Raw genomic sequence first — 16,637 nt, 5'->3', positions numbered from 1 at the left:
GTCCTAATGCCGTCCGGTATGACCGAATCCGCCCGCACCGCGCACTGAAGTCTCGAACGATTCGACGATCTCCAGCTCGGCGTGCAGGATCGGCACAAGGATGAATTGGGCGATCCGCTCGCCGATCTCGATTCTGAAAGGCTGATCGCCGCGATTCCAGCACGAGATCATGAGCGGCCCCTGATAGTCCGAGTCGATCAGGCCCACCAGATTACCGAGCACGATGCCGTGACGGTGCCCGAGTCCCGAGCGGGGCAGGATCATCCCGGCGACACCGGGTTCGGCGATGTGCACCGCCAGCCCGGTCGGAATGAGTTCGCAGCCGCCGGGCGCCAGCTCCAGCGGCGCCTCCGGCATGGCGCGCAGATCCAGTCCGGCAGAGCCTGTAGTCGCATACTGCGGGAGTGGAAATTCCTGGCCAATCCGTGAATCAAGAATCTTGATTTCAAGACGATGCAGCATGGTGTTCCTGGTAGCGTTCAGCGATCAGTGCGGCCAGTTCGCGAGCGAGCCGGGTCTTGTCCATCATCGGCAGCTCGCGCTGGCCGTCGTGCCAGATCACGGTCAGGGCATTCTCAGCGCGCTCGAATCCACCTTGCGCACCGCCGACATGATTGGCGGCGATCATGTTCAGCCCCTTACGGTTCAGCTTGTCGCGCGCGTACTCCTCGACGCGATCGGTCTCAGCCGCGAAGCCCACTGTGAAGGGCGGGAGGGGCAGGGCGGCGACCTCGGCGAGGATGTCCGGGTTGCGAACGAGGCGTAGCGTCAGTTCATCCGCGTTCTTCTTGATCTTGTTTTCGGCGGGCGCGGCTGACCGATAGTCCGCGACGGCAGCGGTCGCGACGAAGATGTCGTATTCGGTGGCGCGTGACATGACGGCACCGTGCATCTCCAAAGCCGTTTCGACATCCACACGCTCGGTCACGCGCGGCCCTGGCAGGGACGTCGGGCCGGTGATCAGCGTGACCCGAGCACCCAGCGCCTCCAGTGCATCGGCCAGCGCGAATCCCATCCGCCCCGAACTCCGATTGCCCAGAAAACGCACCGGATCGAGCGGTTCGCGCGTCGGGCCGGCCGTCAGCAGCACGCGCACGTCGACCAGCGGACGTGCCGCCAGCGGAAACAGCGCCTCGGCGATCTCCAGCGGTTCCAGCATCCGCCCCGGCCCCAGATCCCCACACGCCTGCTCACCCACGCCCGGCCCCAGGACATGCACACCACGCGCGCGCAGTGTCTCCAGATTCTGTTGCGTTGCGGGATGACGCCACATGGCCTGATTCATCGCCGGCGCGATGAAGAGCGGCGCCTCACAGGCCAGGGCCACGGTCGTCAGCAGATCGTTCGCCAGACCCGCCGCCAGCCGCGCCATGACATCGGCCGTGGCCGGCGCGATCAGTAAACAGTCCGCCCAGCGCGCCAGCTCGATATGCCCCATGCCGGCCTCGGCCCCCGGATCGAGCAAGGTCGTGCGCACCGGATGGCCGGACACGGACTGAAAGGTCAGCGGCGCGACGAACGCGGCCGCCGCTTCGGTCATGACCACGCGCACCTCGGCCCCGCGTTCCTTGATACGGCGCACCAAATCGACGGATTTGTAAGCGGCGATGCCGGCGCTGACGCCCAGCAGCACCCGTGACCCCGGATTCAATTCCATGAGCTTTTCGTGTATTTTGATCTAGAATGCAGCCGGAAGTTTAACCGATCCGCCGGTCCATCGCCGACGGATGACGCCAGGTTCAACGCGAACAGCGGGAGGGAGCATGTCGATCAAGGACTGGCCGGAGGGCGAACGGCCGCGTGAAAAACTGCTGGAACGGGGAGCCGGTGCACTGTCGGACGCCGAACTGCTCGCCATCTTTCTGCGCACCGGCATTCCAGGCAAGAGCGCGGTTGATCTGGCGCGCGAGCTGTTGACCGACTTCGATGGTCTCACTGGATTGCTGGCCGCCGATCGACGTCGCTTCTGCGATGGAAAAGGGCTGGGCACCGCCAAGTATGCCCAGCTTCAGGCCGTGCTCGAACTCAGCCGCCGCTATCTGCTCACGCGCATCAGCGGCCAGGACGTGCTGACCAGTCCGGAAGCCACGCGCGACTATCTCAAGCTGCGGCTCTACGGCTCACCGCACGAGATCTTCGCCTGTCTCTTTCTCGACAACCGCCACCGGGTCATCGTCTATGAAGAGCTGTTTCGCGGCACCATCGACGGGGCGAGCGTGCATCCGCGCGAGGTCGTGCGCCGTGTGATCCAGACCAATGCCGCCGCCGTCATCTTCGCCCATAATCATCCATCGGGCGTGGCCGAGCCGAGTCAGGCCGATCTGCGCATCACCCAGCGGCTCAAGGAGGCGCTCGCCCTGATCGATGTGCGCGTGCTCGATCACATCATCGTCGGCGATGGGGATGGAACGTCCTTTGCCGAGCGCGGTCTGCTGTGAATCGCTTTCGCTCACCGTGCCTGAAAATCTGCTCGGGCTCGCACGAATTAGACTGGAACTCGTGATGGAACAGGTCGCACTCGCCCTTGAGAGCGCCCGCAAGCGAATCTTCGAGGTCTGCGAACAGGCCGACAACTCCAGCACGCGCTGCTATGGGGGCACGGGTCTGGGACTGGCGATCAGCCAACGGCTGGTCGAGCGGATGGGCGGCGAGATTGGTGTCGAGAGCCGGGCAGTACCTTCTGGTTCAAGGCGCCCCTCGATCCTTGATCGACCCCGACCCGACAGCGGTGCGCGCGCGTACCTCACTTGTGGAGTCATGACTGATGCGATACCAGATTCGTTTCACGCTGTACCTGGTCCTGGGGTGGTTGTTGGGCCTCTCTGCGCCACGGGCCGCAACACTCGTCGCCGACCGGCCTTCGCCGCAACCCGCCAATACCACCATCACCTTCACCATCGACGCGCAAGGGACGACGAACGCGCTCTACCGCCTGAGCGTCGGTCCGGCGCAGGGGCCGGGGCAACCCGAGATCGTCTACGACGGCTCGCGCGACAACACCCTGGAATGGACGCGGGTCGATCCCGGCGTCTATCGCATCGTGGCGACGGTCCTGAACGCCGACACCGGCGAAGAGCAGGTCGTCGAGCAGCTCTTCAACATCGAGCCGGCCGTGCCGCCGGAGACGCCCTGGGCAGCGGTCCTGCCGACCTCAAACCCGCTGGTAGCCCTCTATGTCGCGCCGCCCTGTCCGCCGCCGGCACGGATGCACGTGCGTTTCGAGGCTCCGGGTGACGGGCGGATCCAGGCGACCAGCCCGAAACGCTGTGAACCGGGCGTCCCCCTGCATTTCCTGGTCGCCGGGATGCGCGAACGGACCACCTATCGAATGTGGCACGAGATCCTCGCGCCGGGCGATGAGGTTATGGTCGGTTCGGACGCGATCGATTTCACCACCGGCGAGGCGCTGATCGCGATCTCGGAGCATCATCCCGTGTCGCTCGATAGCGGACAGGACGCGACGACCGAACCCCTGATCTGGAACTCGACCCTCATCGGCAATCCGACGCTTGGACTCGATCCCTACATCCACGCGACCGACCTCGAGGGTCGGCTGGTCTGGTATCTGGATACACCCACATGGGCGATTCGACCGAGCCACGGCGGTACGCTCTGGGTCGTCAGGCCCGACCCGATCAGCGGCATCCGCGACACCGTGCTGGCCAAGGTCGATCTGCTGGGGCGGGTCGTCAGGCAGACCACGATCGAGGCGCTCAACCGCCAGCTCGCGCGTCTCGGATACGCCGATCGCATCAACGACATCCATCACGACGTGCGCGACCTGCCCGATGGCCGGATCGCCTTAATCTCGACGGTCGAGCGTCTGGTCACGGACGTTCAGGGACCGGGGACGGTCTCGGTACTCGGCGACATGATCCTCGTCACCGATCAGAATTTCGTGATCCAGTGGGTCTGGAACGGTTGGGATCATCTGGATCCGACCCGGCTAGCGACACTCGACGAGGTCTGTCTGGTCGACATGGCTGGCTGTCCGCCCTTCCATCTGGCCGAGCAGGCCAACGACTGGATGCACTCCAACAGTCTGGCCTATACGCCGGACGGCGATCTGATGCTCTCGGTCAGGCATCAGGACTGGATCGTCAAGGTTGAATATGCCGACGGCGCCGGGGATGGGCGTGTGCTGTGGCGGCTCGGACCCGAAGGGGATTTCGCTCTGGTCGGCGGCACGGCGGATGACTGGTTCTCGCATACCCATGACGCGCAGTTCATCAGCGAGAACCGGATCCTGGTCTACGACAACAGCAATCTGCGTTGCGCGGGAGAGACCCCGCCGCCCGACTGCCAGAGTCGGGGTCAGGTGTGGGAGATCGACGAGCGGGCGATGACGGCCGAGCTGGTCTTCGATCAGGATCTCGGCGACTTCGCCTTCGCGGTCGGTTCGGCGCAGCGACTGCTGGACGGCGGCTACTGGTTCAACTCCGGAATGCTCGGCAGCTTCGCTGAGCCGCGCACGACCTTTCTGGACGTCGGACCGGATGGGGCGACGCGACGCCGGATCGAACTCGATATGTTCCACTACCGCTCCTATCGTCTACGCGACCTCTACTCGGTTCCGCCGTCCTGGGATACACCGGCCTGGAACAGCCATCCGCGCCGGCTGTCCACCTGGTAGGTGCGCGTCTCCATCGGCAGGCGCCACTTGACTCACATCAAGTCGCCCGATGGCTCGAGATGAGATGCTCGCGCCATCGAACGATCCTGTTGATCCGAAGCGAGAGTGAGTTTGCCATGAGCATGTTCTGTTTCCAGTGCGAAGAAGCGTCCAAGGGTTTTGGCTGCACCACCAAGGGTGTCTGCGGCAAGCATTCCAGGACCGCCCATTTGCAGGATCTGTTGGTCTATCTGCTCAAGGGACTGGCGGTCGTCGCCGAGGAAGCGGCCAGGCAGGGCAAGCCCGATCCGGGCGTGGGGCGTTTCGTCGCCGAAGCGCTGTTCGTGACCATCACCAACGCCAATTTCGACGATGCGCGCCTGGAAGCGAGAATCCAGGCCATCATCGCGCGCCGTGATGCGCTCAAGGCCGCCATTGGCTATTCCAGTGACCTGGATGCCGTCAACTGGACCGGCGCCCCCGACCAATACGAGGCCAAGGCGCTGGTCGTCGGCGTGCTGTCGCAGGTCAACGAGGATGTGCGCTCGCTGCACGAGCTCCTGGTCTACGGTCTCAAGGGCATGGCTGCCTATACCGATCATGCGGCCGTGCTCGGCTTCGAGAAGTCCGAACTCTATGACTTCATGGTCGCAGCCCTGGCCGCCAGCCTGACCGAATCAGACATCCAGAGCCTGATCGGCTGGGTGCTCAAGTGCGGCGAGTTCGGCGTCACCGCCATGGCGCTGCTCGACGAGGCCAACACCACGACCTATGGCCACCCCGAGATCACCACAGTCAATCTCGGCGTGCGCCACAATCCCGGCATCCTGATCTCGGGCCACGACCTCAAGGACATGGAGGAACTGCTCAAGCAGACCGAGGGCACGGGCATCGACGTCTACACCCACAGCGAGATGCTGCCGGCGCATTACTATCCGGCGTTCAAGAAGTACGCGCACTTCGTGGGCAACTACGGCGGCGCTTGGTGGGAGCAGGACAAGGAGTTCGCCTCCTTCAACGGCCCGATCCTGATGACCACCAACTGCATCACCCCGGTCAAGGACAGCTATCGCGATCGGATCTTCACCACCGGACAGGCCGGCTGGCCGGGCGCAAGGCACATCGCCGACCGTCCCGAGGGCGGGGCCAAGGACTTCTCGCCGCTGATCGAGCGCGCCAAGACCTGTGCGCCCCCGACCGAGCTGGAGCAGGGCGAGATCGTCGGCGGCTTCGCCCATGCGCAGGTGATGGCGCTGGCCGACAAGGTGATCGAGGCCGTCAAGTCCGGCGCCATCAAGCGCTTTGTCGTCATGGGCGGCTGCGACGGGCGTCACAAGCAGCGCTCCTATTACACCGATGTGGCCAGGGCGCTACCCAGGGAAGCCGTGATCCTCACCGCCGGCTGTGCCAAGTATCGGTACAACAAGCTCGATCTCGGCGACATCGGCGGCATCCCGCGTCTGCTCGACGCCGGGCAGTGCAACGACTCCTATTCGCTGGCCTATATCGCGCTCAAGCTCAAGGAAGCCTTCGGCCTGGACGACATCAACGAGCTGCCGATCTCCTACGACATCGCCTGGTACGAGCAGAAGGCGATCATCGTGCTGCTGGCGTTGCTGCATCTGGGCGTGAAGCACATCCGGCTCGGGCCGACCCTGCCGGCCTTCCTGTCGCCGAACGTGGCCAAGGTGTTGATCGAGAATTTCGACATCAAGCCGATCGGTGAGGTGGAAGAGGACGTGCGGGCGATGATGGCGGCCGCCTGAATATAGGGCGCACTGAACAGGCGAGTGAATCACGAGATTTACTCGCCGCACGCGTGTTTCGCCGATTGCAAAACAGCCAGATATCAGACGCAAAAAAGCCGCACCCGCCGTCGGTCCAGGACCATCCGGCGAGTGCGGCTTTTTCAGTCGTCCGGCCTGAGCCGGATCCGGCTGTTACCAGCGCGAGCCGCCGCCGCTACGTGCCGGACGGTCGGAACGCGGCTTGGCCTGGTTGACGCGCAGCGGACGCCCCTTGAGCGGGGTCTCGTTCAGACCCTTGATGGCCGCGTCGGCCTCGGAATTGCTGGGCATTTCGACGAAAGCGAAGCCCTTGGAATCACCAGTGAACTTATCGGTGATCAGGTTCGCGCTCTCGACATTGCCGTAGGCACCAAAAGCCTCGCGCAGATCGTCTTGGGTCACGCTATAGGCCAGGTTGCCAACATAAATATTCATCAGTCTCGGTCTCTTGGGGAACTGCGCATCGATTAAAAGGAGCTCCGCTGCCGGCCGATGCGCCCGCCGGCTGGAGTGGCAGCGGTTCGGCCTGAGCCGTTCCGCGAAACTGTAATCTCGAACCTACCTCAAACCGTCGCGCGCGGACGCGAGCCGCCGCTACGTCCGCCGGGCTTACGCGCATGACTGCGCGGATGCTGGGTCTGGGCGCGATTGCCGTTCTGGTCGCGTCCGTCGGAACGCGGGCGGGCGTGATGCTTGCGCGGCGATTGCGACTGGCGGCGCAGATCGGCCTGGAGCGTCTCATCGGTCGAGCCGCGTTCCTCGAAGCCGTCGATGCGCTGGACGTCGATACGCCGTCCGAGCAGACGCTCGATACCGGCCAGCAGTCCACGTTCGTCGGGGCTGATCAGCGACACGGCGGTGCCATCCGAGCCGGCGCGTCCGGTGCGGCCGATACGGTGCACATAGTCTTCGGGCACGTTCGGCAGCTCGAAGTTGACCACATGCGGCAGGCGGTCGATGTCGAGTCCGCGCGCGGCGATGTCGGTCGCGACCAGGGCGCGCAATGAGCCGGCCTTGAAGTCGGCGAGCGCGCGGGTGCGGGCGCCCTGACTCTTGTTGCCGTGGATGGCAGCGGCGGTGATGCCGTCGCGTCCGAGCTGTTCGGCCAGCCGGTTGGCGCCGTGCTTGGTGCGGGTGAAGATCAGCACCTGCTGCCAGTCGCCCTGAAGGATCAGATGCGAGAGCAGCGAGCGTTTGGCGTCACGTGCGACCGGATGGACCACCTGGGTCACGGTCTCGGCGGCGGTGTTGCGCGGAGCAACCTCGATGCGCTGCGGGTCGCGCAGCAGACCGACGGCCAGTTGCTCGATCTCGCGTGAATAGGTGGCCGAGAACAGCAGGTTCTGACGTTTGGACGGCAGCAGCTTGAGCACGCGGCGGATATCGTGGATGAAGCCCATGTCGAGCATGCGGTCGGCTTCATCCAGGACGAAGAATTCGATCTTGGACAGATCCACATTGCCCTGGCCGACGTGGTCGAGCAGCCGACCCGGTGTGGCGACCAGGATGTCGACGCCGCGACGCAGCGCCGTGGTCTGGGGCACCATGCCGACGCCGCCGAAGATCTGGAGTGCGCGCAGCGGCAGATGCTGGCCATAGGTGCTGACGCTCTCGCCGACCTGAGCCGCGAGTTCGCGGGTCGGAGTCAGGACCAGGGCGCGCGGGGCACGCTGACGCTGGGCGGACTGACTCAGCAGATGCAGCATCGGCAGGGTGAAGGCGGCGGTTTTGCCGGTGCCGGTCTGGGCGGCGGCGAGTACGTCGCGGCGGGCCAGAACGGCGGGAATGGCTTTGGATTGGATCGGCGTGGGCTGAGTGTAGCCCTGCGCAGCGATCGCGCGCAGCAGTTCGGCCGAGAGGCCGAGCGCGGAAAACGACATGAATGCTCCTGGGTCGGCCTACCCAGGAATACTCGTCTGGGCCGGTCTAGGCGTAGGGTACGTGAGAGTCGCGACGGGTGAGCCTTGGGCGGGAGATCAACCGAGAGACGGGCCGCGCCGACCGGATGGCGCGTGGTGTAGAGTCGCCACCATACGCGAATCCCCGGCGAATGCAACCGTTATTTTCGACGCGGTTCAATGGGTACAGAACGCCAAGACTGGAGCCGAGCAGACGGCTGAGCTATTTTAGGCGGCCTGTGCAGCGCCCGGGATGGTCCCGGACGCACCGGACCCGACCCCCGAGGTTCCTCGATACCATGGCTGATCTCGACACCCCCCGTTCCGCCTATCCCATCACCCGTATGCGCCGGATGCGCCGCGACGACTTCTCGCGCCGTCTGATGCGCGAGAACACCCTGACCCCCAACGATCTGATCTGGCCGGTGTTCGTGCTCGAAGGCCAAGGGCAGCGTGAGGCCGTGCCCTCGATGCCGGGCGTGGAGCGGCTGAGCATCGATCTGCTGGTCGAAGCGGCGCGCGAGGCCTATCAGCTCGGCATTCCGGTGATGGCGCTGTTTCCGGTCACGCCGATGGAGGTCAAGTCGCTCGACGCGCGCGAGGCGTTCAATCCCGATGGTCTGGCGCAACGCGCGGTGCGCGCGCTCAAGGAGGCCGTGCCCGAGCTGGGCGTCATGACCGATGTCGCGCTCGATCCCTTCACCACCCACGGCCAGGACGGTCTGATCGACGAGGCCGGCTATGTGATGAACGACGAGACCGTCGATGTCCTGGTGCGTCAGGCCGTTTCGCACGCCGAGGCCGGGGCCGACATCGTCGCGCCCTCCGACATGATGGACGGTCGCATCGGCGCGGTGCGCGCGGCGCTGGAGGCCGCCGGCCACATCCACACCCGCATCATGGCCTACTCGGCCAAGTATGCCTCCAGCTACTACGGCCCCTTCCGCGACGCGGTCGGCTCGGCGGCCAATCTGGGTGCGGGCAACAAGTACACCTATCAGATGGACCCGGCCAACTCCAACGAGGCCATCCACGAGGTCGCGCTCGATCTGGCCGAGGGCGCCGACATGGTGATGGTCAAGCCCGGTATGCCCTATCTGGACATCGTGCGCCGCATCAAGGATCAGTTCGGCGCGCCGACCTTCGTCTATCACGTCAGCGGCGAGTACGCCATGCTCAAGGCGGCGAGCATGAACGGCTGGCTGAATGAGAAAGCGGTCGTGCTGGAAGCCATGGTGTCGATGAAGCGCGCCGGCGCCGACGGCATCCTGACCTACTACGCCAAAGACATCGCACGCTGGCTGGCCGAGTAAGGTCGCACGCGCGTTGGCGCTGGGCGAGACTGTCACGGTGGCCCTGAAACCCTGGTGGAACCCCAACAGCGTCCGCGCGCTGCTGCTCGATCTGATCCAGGCGGAGCTGGCGCGTCTGCGTCCTGGGCTTCAGGACACGGCGCGTCTGCGCGCGCCCGATCCGGACCTTGGAGCGCTGGAGCTCGATTCGCTGGAGTTCCTGGATCTGGCCACCATGGTCGCCGTCCAGTTCCATCTGCACGAGACCGGACATGAGGCGGCCTTGACGACCCGTCGCCGCCTGTCCGACTGGGTCGGGATCGTACTGGAGAGTCGTGCCGTCGAGGACGGATCGATCGGCTTCATGACATCCGGCTCCACCGGCCAGCCGAAGCTGTGCCTCCACAGCATGGAGCTGCTGGAGCAGGAGGCCACCTATTTTGCGACGCTCCTGGGCGATCGCCGGCGTATCCTGCGCGCCGTGCCGAGTCATCACATCTACGGCTTTCTGTTCGCCTTCATGCTGCCGGCCTGCCTCGGCGTCCCGGTGCTCGACACCCGTCAGACGCTGCCAGCGGCGGTCCTGCGCCGGGCGTGTCCGGGCGACCTGATCCTGGGACATCCGGCCTTTTTCGACCTGGCCACGCGCGGACCGCTGGAGATGGCGCCCGATGTGGCGGCGCTCAGCTCCACCAGTCCCTGTCCGCCCGAACTCTGGAACCGGCTGCGCGCGTGCGGTTGCTCCAGGCTGATCGAGATCTACGGTTCCTCCGAGACGGCCGGCATCGGCTGGCGCGAGGCGCCCGGAGCGCCGTTTCGATTGCTGCCCCACTGGTCACGCGATCCGGACTCGCCCGAATGTATCCGCCGCCTGGATGCAGCGGGCGAACCGCTGACGCTGGAACTGCCTGATCGTGTCCAATGGCTCGATCCCGAGCACATCCTGGTGCTCGGTCGACGCGATGGCGCCATCCAGGTCGGCGGGATCAACGTCTTTCCCGATCACGTGCGCGCCTGTCTCGAACGCCACCCCGAGGTCGCCGAAGCCCTGGTGCGTCCCGATGGGTGTGAGCCGAACCTTCGCCTGAAAGCCTTCGTCGTGCCCAGCACTGGCTGCACCGACCACGACGGGCTGCCGCAACGACTCGACGCCTGGCTCGCCGAACATCTATCGCCTCCCGAGCGGCCCCGTTCCATCACGCTCGGCCCGAGCCTGCCGCGCTCGGCACTCGGCAAGCTCGCCGACTGGGATTGAGTGTGCATCGATCGGCGCCCACCGGCGATGCGCGTTCAGGCCCGCCGACTCCCAACCGCTCACAACGCCTGATCAATTCGATGAATCTCGAAGACGCCATCGACATCCACGCCCCGCATCAGCTCGACGCCCTCACCGAGGAGCAGCTCGACCGGCTGCCGGCCGGGACCATTCGTGTCGACGCCGAGGGGCGCATCCTCTTCTACAGCCGTGCGCAGTCGACGCTCTCGAAACGCGAGGCGGAGTCGGTACTTGGGCGCAACTTCTTCTCCGAGGTCGCGCCCTGCACCGTGGTACCCGAGTTCTACGGACGCTTTCGGCGCGGCGTCCTGACCGGGCATCTGGAGACGACCTTCGAGTTCGTGTTCGATTTCAACATGGACCCGGTGCGGGTGCGCATCACCATGCGCGCCTCCGATCGTCCGGGCGAGTTCTGGATCATCGTCCAGCCCAAGGACCGCCTGCCGCCGCGCAACGAAGGCGTCGCCTATGAGCTGATCGCCGGCAAGTTCTGCGAGCGCATGGCCGCGCTCTCGGCGGTCTCCTTCGACTTCTCGCAATGCGATCGCGAACCCATCAGCACCTGCGGCGCCATCCAGCCCTTCGGCTGTCTGCTGGTGGTCGATCCCGAGACGCACCACATCCTGGCCTGTAGCGCCAATGCCGAGATGTATCTGGGCCTCGACGCCGAGACCCTGCTCGACGCCCCCCTGTCGCACGCCCTGCCGACCGAGGACGCCGCCGAGCTGCATGCCGTCCTGACCGCCGATCCGGACACGATAGAGTTCCAGCCGTCCTTCTTCCAGGTCCGCGCACCGCATGGCGAGCTGCCGCTCGATGTGCGTCTGCATCGCTGGCGGGATCGGCTGCTGCTGGAGATCGAGCCGCACGGCGAGATGGAGATGGACGTGCGTCTGCGCGGCTTCGATGTCGCGGCCTTCCAGCGGCGACTGCGCACGAGCGACGCTGTCGAAACGGTCTGCCGGGAGGCTGTCGCCGCCTTTCGCTATCTGACCGGCTTCGAGCGGGTCGTGGTCTATCGCTTCGACCCCGACGATTCGGGCGTGGTGATCGCCGAGAGCCTGGAGCCGGACACCTGGCCCTCGATCCTGGGGCTGCGTTATCCAGCCACCGACATCCCGCGTCAGGCGCGCGCGCTCTATCGCGAGACGCCCATGCGCTATGCGCCGAGCCGCGATCACCCCGACGTGCCGCTCCTGAGCCGGTCGGCGGCCCCGGACAGCCTCGACATCGGCATCGCCCATCTGCGCGCCCAGTCGCCCATCCATCGCAACTATCTCCAGCGCTTCGGCGTCAATGGCTCGATGTCACTCTCGCTCGTCCAGGACGAGCGGCTCTGGGGGCTGGTCATCTTCCATCATCGCGCGCCCCATCCGGTGACGGTCTCGGTCCGGCGCCGACTCATCGAACTGGCCGGCTGTCTGGCGGCACGGGTCGCCCTGATCGATGAGCGCGAGCGCAACCTCGCCACCCAGCTCGGCATGTCCAGGGTCAACACCATCGTCGGCGAGATCGACGTCGAGCAGCCCTTTCCCGACAGCTTCATCGGCAAGGAGCACAAGCTGTGCGAACTGGTCGACGCCGACATGGCGCAGATCTACCGTCACGGCCAGCCGCTGTTCTTCGGCCAGAATTGCAGTCTCGCGCCCGAGCGGGTCGCCGAATTGCTGGCCTTTCTGCGCACCCGGCCCGGCCCGGTCTGGAATACCGATTGTCTCTCCGGCGAGTTCGAGCCGGCGGCCGCCTATCCGGACCGGCTCGCCGGCGTGCTGGCGATCTTCATCGACGAGCCGCGCGAGAACATCCTGCTGTTCGGGCGCCAGCGGGTCAAATACACGGTCGAGTGGGGCGGCGATCCCGCCGCACTGCCGTTCTCCATGCGTGACGGCGAGCGCCCGCTCGGCTGGCCGACCCGCGACTTCCAGGTCTGGCGCGAGGAGCGCACCCATCACTCGCTGCCCTGGTCGGCGGTGTCGCTGGCCACCGGGCTGGCGCTCAAGAACCTCATCCAGCGAGTCATCGTCGCCAATGCCGCGCACTTCGAACGGCTCGCCCAGTCGCTGGCCAGTCAGCGCGATCAGTTGCACCAGTCGCGCGAGGAGATGCGTCATCGCGCCCTGCACGACGCGCTCACCGGGCTGCCGAACCGGGTGCGCTTTCGCGAGGCGCTCGTCGAGGTGATCGAAGCCAGCCGCCGTACCGGCCAGATGTTTGCGGTCGCGCTCATGGACATCGACCACTTCAAGACCATCAACGACACCCTCGGTCACGACAAGGGCGATGTGCTGCTGTGCGCCGTGGCCAAGCGCATCCGCGCCGAGCTGCCCGAGTCAGGACTAGTGGCGCGTCTCGGCGGCGACGAGTTCGCGCTCCTGCTGCCCGATACCACGGACAGGGCCGTCGCCTCGACGCAGGCCGAGCGGATCGTCGAGGCGCTGCGGCGCGCCATCGTCGTCGGCGAGGATCGCTTCAGCATCACCAGCTCGCTGGGGCTGGCCATGGGCGGCCCCGACTCCGAGCCGGGCGAGCTGCTCAAGCAGGCCGATCTGGCGCTCTATCGCGCGAAAGAGGAGGGGCGCAACCGCGCCAGTCACTTCGACAGCGATCTGGAACGCCGGGCGCTGAAGCGTCTGGAGATCGACCGTGCCGTGCTCGGGCGCTCGCCCATGGACGCCGTCGAGATCCTGCTCCAGCCGCAGATCGCCATCGCCGCTCGCGCCGGGACGCCGCGCTTCGAGGTGCTGGCGCGCTGGCGCACCGAGGACGGAACCCTGATCATGCCGGGCGACTTCATCCCGGCGGCCGAGCGCAACGGACTGATCGGCGCGGTGACGGCGGCCGTGCTGCGCCTGGCCATCCGCCGACTGCGCCGGCATCTCGAATATGAGGGCGCCGAGGTCCGGCTGGCGATCAACGTCTCGGCGGCCGATCTGGAGGCGCGCGGCTTCGCGCGTCGTTTGCTGGAGGATCTGCATGCCGCCGACGTGCCGCCGGATCTCATCGAGATCGAGATCACCGAATCGATGCTGTTGCGCATGACACCGAGCCTGAAGTCGACGCTGAACATTCTCCACCGTGGCGGCATCCAGTTGTCGCTCGACGATTTCGGCACCGGCTTCAGCTCCATGGCTTATCTGCGCGAGCTGCCGATCAGCAGTCTCAAGATCGACCGTGAGTTCATCAGCGGTATCGAGTCCTCGCGCGACCGCAACCTGGTCGCCGGCATGATCGCCATGGCGCACTCCATCGGCAAGGAGGTGGTCGCCGAGGGCATCGAGACGCCGCGCCAGCTCGAACGCCTCGCCGAGATCGGCTGCGACTGGGGGCAGGGGTATCTGTGGTCGCGTCCGATTCCGCCCGATCAGGCGCTGGCCGAATTCGGCTGAAACCGGCGCGGTCTGCGTTAGACTCGACAGACGCCCAGACTCCATATGCGACATCAGGATCCTGCACCGACCATGACCGACCATTACGCCGTTATCGGCCACCCCATCGCCCACAGCAAGTCGCCCGCGATCCATGCCGCCTTCGCGCGTCAGACCGGGCAGGATCTGGAATACGGACGCCTGCTCGGCGCACTCGACGACTTCGCCGGCGACGTGCGCCGCTTCCTGGAGTCCGGCGGACTGGGGCTGAACGTCACCGTGCCGTTCAAGGAACAGGCCTGGGCGCTGGCCGACGAGCGCAGTGCGCGCGCCGAACTCGCCGGCGCGGTCAACACCCTGATCCGGCTCGACGATGGTCGGCTGCGGGGCGACAACACCGATGGAGTCGGGCTGGTGCGCGATCTGAGCGACAACCACGGCTTCGACTTCACCGACGCGCGCGTTCTGATGCTCGGCGCGGGCGGGGCGGCGCGTGGTGTGCTCCAGCCGCTGCTCGGGACCGGACTGGCCCGTCTGGTCATCGCCAATCGCACGGCGTCCAAGGCGCTGGAGCTGGCGCGGCTCGGCTCGGAGCTTGGTCCGGTCGAAGGCTGTGGATTCGACGGCTTGGCGGGCGAGCGCTTCGACCTCATCATCAACGCCACCTCGGCTGGACTGGCCGACGCCGTGCCGGCGATCCCGGACGACTGTCTCGCCGCCGGCGGCTGGACCTATGACATGCTCTACGGCGACCGGCCCACGCCGTTCTGCCGCTGGGGTCGCGAGCATGGCGCGGCGCGCGTGCTCGACGGTCTGGGGATGCTGATCGAGCAGGCGGCCGAGTCCTTTTGGCTGTGGCGCGGTGTGCGACCGGATACCGCGCCCGTCATCGAATCGCTACGTCAACCGGAGTCGCACTGATGAAGATCGCGGTATTGGGCATGGGGCTTCTGGGTTCGGAGATCGCGCTGCGACTCCAGCGCCAGGGGCATGAAGTCATCGGCTGGAATCGCCGTACCGAGCGGGCTGAGTCCGCGCGTCAGCGCGGTCTGACCCTGGCGGCGAGCGCCTGGGAGGCGATCGATGCCGCCGAGATGACGCTGCTGCTCCTGAGCGATGCGCGCGCCATCCTCGATACCCTGTTCGAGCAGGGCGACGCCGACGCGCTCGCCGGACGCATCCTGGTGCAGATGGGCACCATCGCCCCGCGTGAGAGCCGGGAGATCGCCGATCATGTGGCGGCGCAGGGCGGCGAGTATCTGGAAGCGCCGGTGCTCGGCAGTCTGCCCGAGGCGCGCGAGGGTTCGCTCATCCTCATGGCCGGCGGCGATCCGGATCTCTACGAACGCTGCCTGCCCGTGTTTCGCGACCTGAGCCGCGATCCGCGCCTGATCGGCGAGGTCGGGCAGGGCGCGACGCTCAAGCTGGCCATGAACCAGTTGATCGCGGGGCTGACGGCGACCTTCTCGCTGAGCCTGGGATTGGTGCGCCGCGAGGGGTTGGAGGTCGAGACTTTCATGGAGCTGTTAGGCGCCAGTGCGCTCCATGCCAAGACCTTCGACAAGAAACTCGACAAGTATCTGGCCCACGACTATGGCGCGGCCAATTTCCCGCTCAAGCATTTGCGTAAGGATGTCGGACTCTTCCGGCGCGTGGCCGATGAGGCGGGACTCGATACGCGACTGATCGAAGCCATCGAGTCCGGCTGTCTCCAGGCCGAGGGCATGGGCTATGCCGACGCGGACTATTCGGCGCTCTACGAAGCGCTCGCGCCGCGTCGGACGGAGGATTAGCCGACCGCCGCTCAGGCGGCGCGGCGCGCCCAGGGCAGCATGCGCTCCAGGGCGTGGTCGCGCAGGATGTACTGGTGCCAGAGGGCGGCGGCCACATGCAGACCGACGAGCACATAGAGCAGGATCTCCATGGGTGTGCCATGGAGGATGTGCATGAGGTCGTTCAGGACCGGCGCTTCTCCGATCGGCGAGGGAATCTGGAACAGCCCGAAGAACTCGGCGTCCCGGCCCTTGGAGGCGACCCGCAGGAAGCCCGAAATCGGGATCAGCAGGGTCGCCAGATTGAGCAGGACATGGAAGCCCTTGCCGGCGAGCTGCATCAGACGCGAGCTGGAGACCGGCTCGGGTGCGCCGACCATCCGCGACCAACCGATACGGGCGATCACGACGACGAAGATCAGCAGACCGAGCGAGATGTGCAGCTTGATGGACGACAGATGCAGCTCCGAGGATTCGGGCGTGAGGTCATGGAGGTAGAAGGTGCCGATGAGTCCGATCATCAGCGCCACCACGAGCCAGTGGAAGAGCTGGGAGATGAGGTCGTAATGCTGGGGGTGCGGGCGTGACATGAGGTGTCGATCCTGTTGTTGGGTGGATGGGAACGCGCTTGAAGC

13 protein-coding genes and 1 pseudogene are annotated in these 16,637 nt (G+C 65.9%); 9 read left to right on the top strand and 5 right to left on the bottom strand.

The window, feature by feature from the left end:
• Positions 1–3 precede the first annotated feature (3 nt).
• Both dut and coaBC read right to left on the bottom strand, forming a co-directional pair.
• Positions 4–462: a dUTP diphosphatase gene (gene dut / locus HW932_RS13445; RefSeq protein ID WP_176977005.1), complete on the bottom strand. Its 459-nt coding sequence runs from the start codon at positions 460–462 to the stop codon at positions 4–6.
• Positions 446–1,657, bottom strand: coding sequence for a bifunctional phosphopantothenoylcysteine decarboxylase/phosphopantothenate--cysteine ligase CoaBC (coaBC, locus tag HW932_RS13440; protein ID WP_176977004.1), 1,212 nt, complete (start codon positions 1,655–1,657; stop codon positions 446–448). The genes dut and coaBC overlap by 17 nt, the downstream gene beginning before the upstream one ends.
• 106 nt (positions 1,658–1,763) lie before the next feature.
• Between coaBC and radC the strand changes: the two genes are divergently transcribed.
• The 4 genes and pseudogenes from radC (at position 1,764) to hcp (ending at position 6,378) form a co-directional block, all read left to right on the top strand.
• Complete coding sequence (radC, locus tag HW932_RS13435) at positions 1,764–2,438, top strand: RadC family protein (RefSeq protein ID WP_176977003.1); 675 nt, start codon at positions 1,764–1,766, stop codon at positions 2,436–2,438.
• Positions 2,365–2,619 (top strand): annotated as a pseudogene (locus HW932_RS22120) (hypothetical protein); the annotation flags it as partial. The gene radC and the pseudogene HW932_RS22120, both read left to right, overlap by 74 nt.
• A 145-nt stretch (positions 2,620–2,764) precedes the next feature.
• Positions 2,765–4,633, top strand: a complete 1,869-nt coding sequence (locus tag HW932_RS21850) for an aryl-sulfate sulfotransferase (RefSeq protein WP_246296818.1) — start codon at positions 2,765–2,767, stop codon at positions 4,631–4,633.
• A gap of 116 nt (positions 4,634–4,749) precedes the next feature.
• Positions 4,750–6,378, top strand: a complete 1,629-nt coding sequence (gene hcp, locus HW932_RS13425) for a hydroxylamine reductase (protein ID WP_222932373.1) — start codon at positions 4,750–4,752, stop codon at positions 6,376–6,378.
• Positions 6,379–6,552: 174 nt separating this feature from the next.
• On the opposite strand, the gene HW932_RS13420 is transcribed toward hcp, so the two are convergent.
• On the bottom strand, positions 6,553–6,834 hold the full coding sequence (locus HW932_RS13420; RefSeq protein WP_176977001.1) for an RNA recognition motif domain-containing protein: 282 nt from the start codon (positions 6,832–6,834) through the stop codon (positions 6,553–6,555).
• A 128-nt stretch (positions 6,835–6,962) separates the two neighbouring features.
• Positions 6,963–8,279 (bottom strand): DEAD/DEAH box helicase, encoded by a 1,317-nt coding sequence (locus HW932_RS13415; protein ID WP_176977000.1) that lies wholly within the window; start codon positions 8,277–8,279, stop codon positions 6,963–6,965.
• Positions 8,280–8,596: 317 nt separating this feature from the next.
• Between HW932_RS13415 and hemB the strand changes: the two genes are divergently transcribed.
• The 5 genes from hemB (at position 8,597) to HW932_RS13390 (ending at position 16,023) form a co-directional block, all read left to right on the top strand.
• On the top strand, positions 8,597–9,610 hold the full coding sequence (gene hemB, locus HW932_RS13410) for a porphobilinogen synthase (RefSeq protein ID WP_176976999.1): 1,014 nt from the start codon (positions 8,597–8,599) through the stop codon (positions 9,608–9,610).
• Positions 9,611–9,647: 37 nt separating this feature from the next.
• Complete coding sequence (locus tag HW932_RS13405; RefSeq protein ID WP_176976998.1) at positions 9,648–10,844, top strand: AMP-binding protein; 1,197 nt, start codon at positions 9,648–9,650, stop codon at positions 10,842–10,844.
• Between the two features lie 80 nt (positions 10,845–10,924).
• Complete coding sequence (locus HW932_RS13400; protein ID WP_176976997.1) at positions 10,925–14,251, top strand: EAL domain-containing protein; 3,327 nt, start codon at positions 10,925–10,927, stop codon at positions 14,249–14,251.
• A gap of 72 nt (positions 14,252–14,323) precedes the next feature.
• A complete protein-coding gene (aroE, locus tag HW932_RS13395; RefSeq protein WP_176976996.1) occupies positions 14,324–15,151 on the top strand; it encodes a shikimate dehydrogenase in 828 nt (275 codons plus the stop codon).
• A complete protein-coding gene (locus HW932_RS13390) occupies positions 15,151–16,023 on the top strand; it encodes an NAD(P)-dependent oxidoreductase (protein ID WP_176976995.1) in 873 nt (290 codons plus the stop codon). Before aroE ends, HW932_RS13390 begins: the two co-directional genes overlap by 1 nt.
• 11 nt (positions 16,024–16,034) lie before the next feature.
• Here the strand turns inward: HW932_RS13390 and HW932_RS13385 are convergent, their stop codons facing one another.
• A complete protein-coding gene (locus HW932_RS13385; RefSeq protein WP_176976994.1) occupies positions 16,035–16,592 on the bottom strand; it encodes a cytochrome b in 558 nt (185 codons plus the stop codon).
• Positions 16,593–16,637 lie beyond the last annotated feature (45 nt).

It is taken from the genome of Allochromatium humboldtianum, from assembly GCF_013385175.1.
Taxonomy (GTDB): domain Bacteria; phylum Pseudomonadota; class Gammaproteobacteria; order Chromatiales; family Chromatiaceae; genus Thermochromatium; species Thermochromatium humboldtianum.
This window is presented reverse-complemented; position numbering and strand designations above follow the sequence as displayed.

Coding starts and splice junctions, on each gene's coding strand:
- dut (WP_176977005.1), bottom strand. CDS start 462: ATGCTGCATCGTCTTGAAATCAAGATTCTTGATTCACGGATTGGCCAG.
- HW932_RS21850 (WP_246296818.1), top strand. CDS start 2,765: ATGCGATACCAGATTCGTTTCACGCTGTACCTGGTCCTGGGGTGGTTG.
- hemB (WP_176976999.1), top strand. CDS start 8,597: ATGGCTGATCTCGACACCCCCCGTTCCGCCTATCCCATCACCCGTATG.
- radC (WP_176977003.1), top strand. CDS start 1,764: ATGTCGATCAAGGACTGGCCGGAGGGCGAACGGCCGCGTGAAAAACTG.
- hcp (WP_222932373.1), top strand. CDS start 4,750: ATGAGCATGTTCTGTTTCCAGTGCGAAGAAGCGTCCAAGGGTTTTGGC.
- aroE (WP_176976996.1), top strand. CDS start 14,324: ATGACCGACCATTACGCCGTTATCGGCCACCCCATCGCCCACAGCAAG.
- coaBC (WP_176977004.1), bottom strand. CDS start 1,657: ATGGAATTGAATCCGGGGTCACGGGTGCTGCTGGGCGTCAGCGCCGGC.
- HW932_RS13420 (WP_176977001.1), bottom strand. CDS start 6,834: ATGAATATTTATGTTGGCAACCTGGCCTATAGCGTGACCCAAGACGAT.
- HW932_RS13385 (WP_176976994.1), bottom strand. CDS start 16,592: ATGTCACGCCCGCACCCCCAGCATTACGACCTCATCTCCCAGCTCTTC.
- HW932_RS13400 (WP_176976997.1), top strand. CDS start 10,925: ATGAATCTCGAAGACGCCATCGACATCCACGCCCCGCATCAGCTCGAC.
- HW932_RS13415 (WP_176977000.1), bottom strand. CDS start 8,279: ATGTCGTTTTCCGCGCTCGGCCTCTCGGCCGAACTGCTGCGCGCGATC.
- HW932_RS13390 (WP_176976995.1), top strand. CDS start 15,151: ATGAAGATCGCGGTATTGGGCATGGGGCTTCTGGGTTCGGAGATCGCG.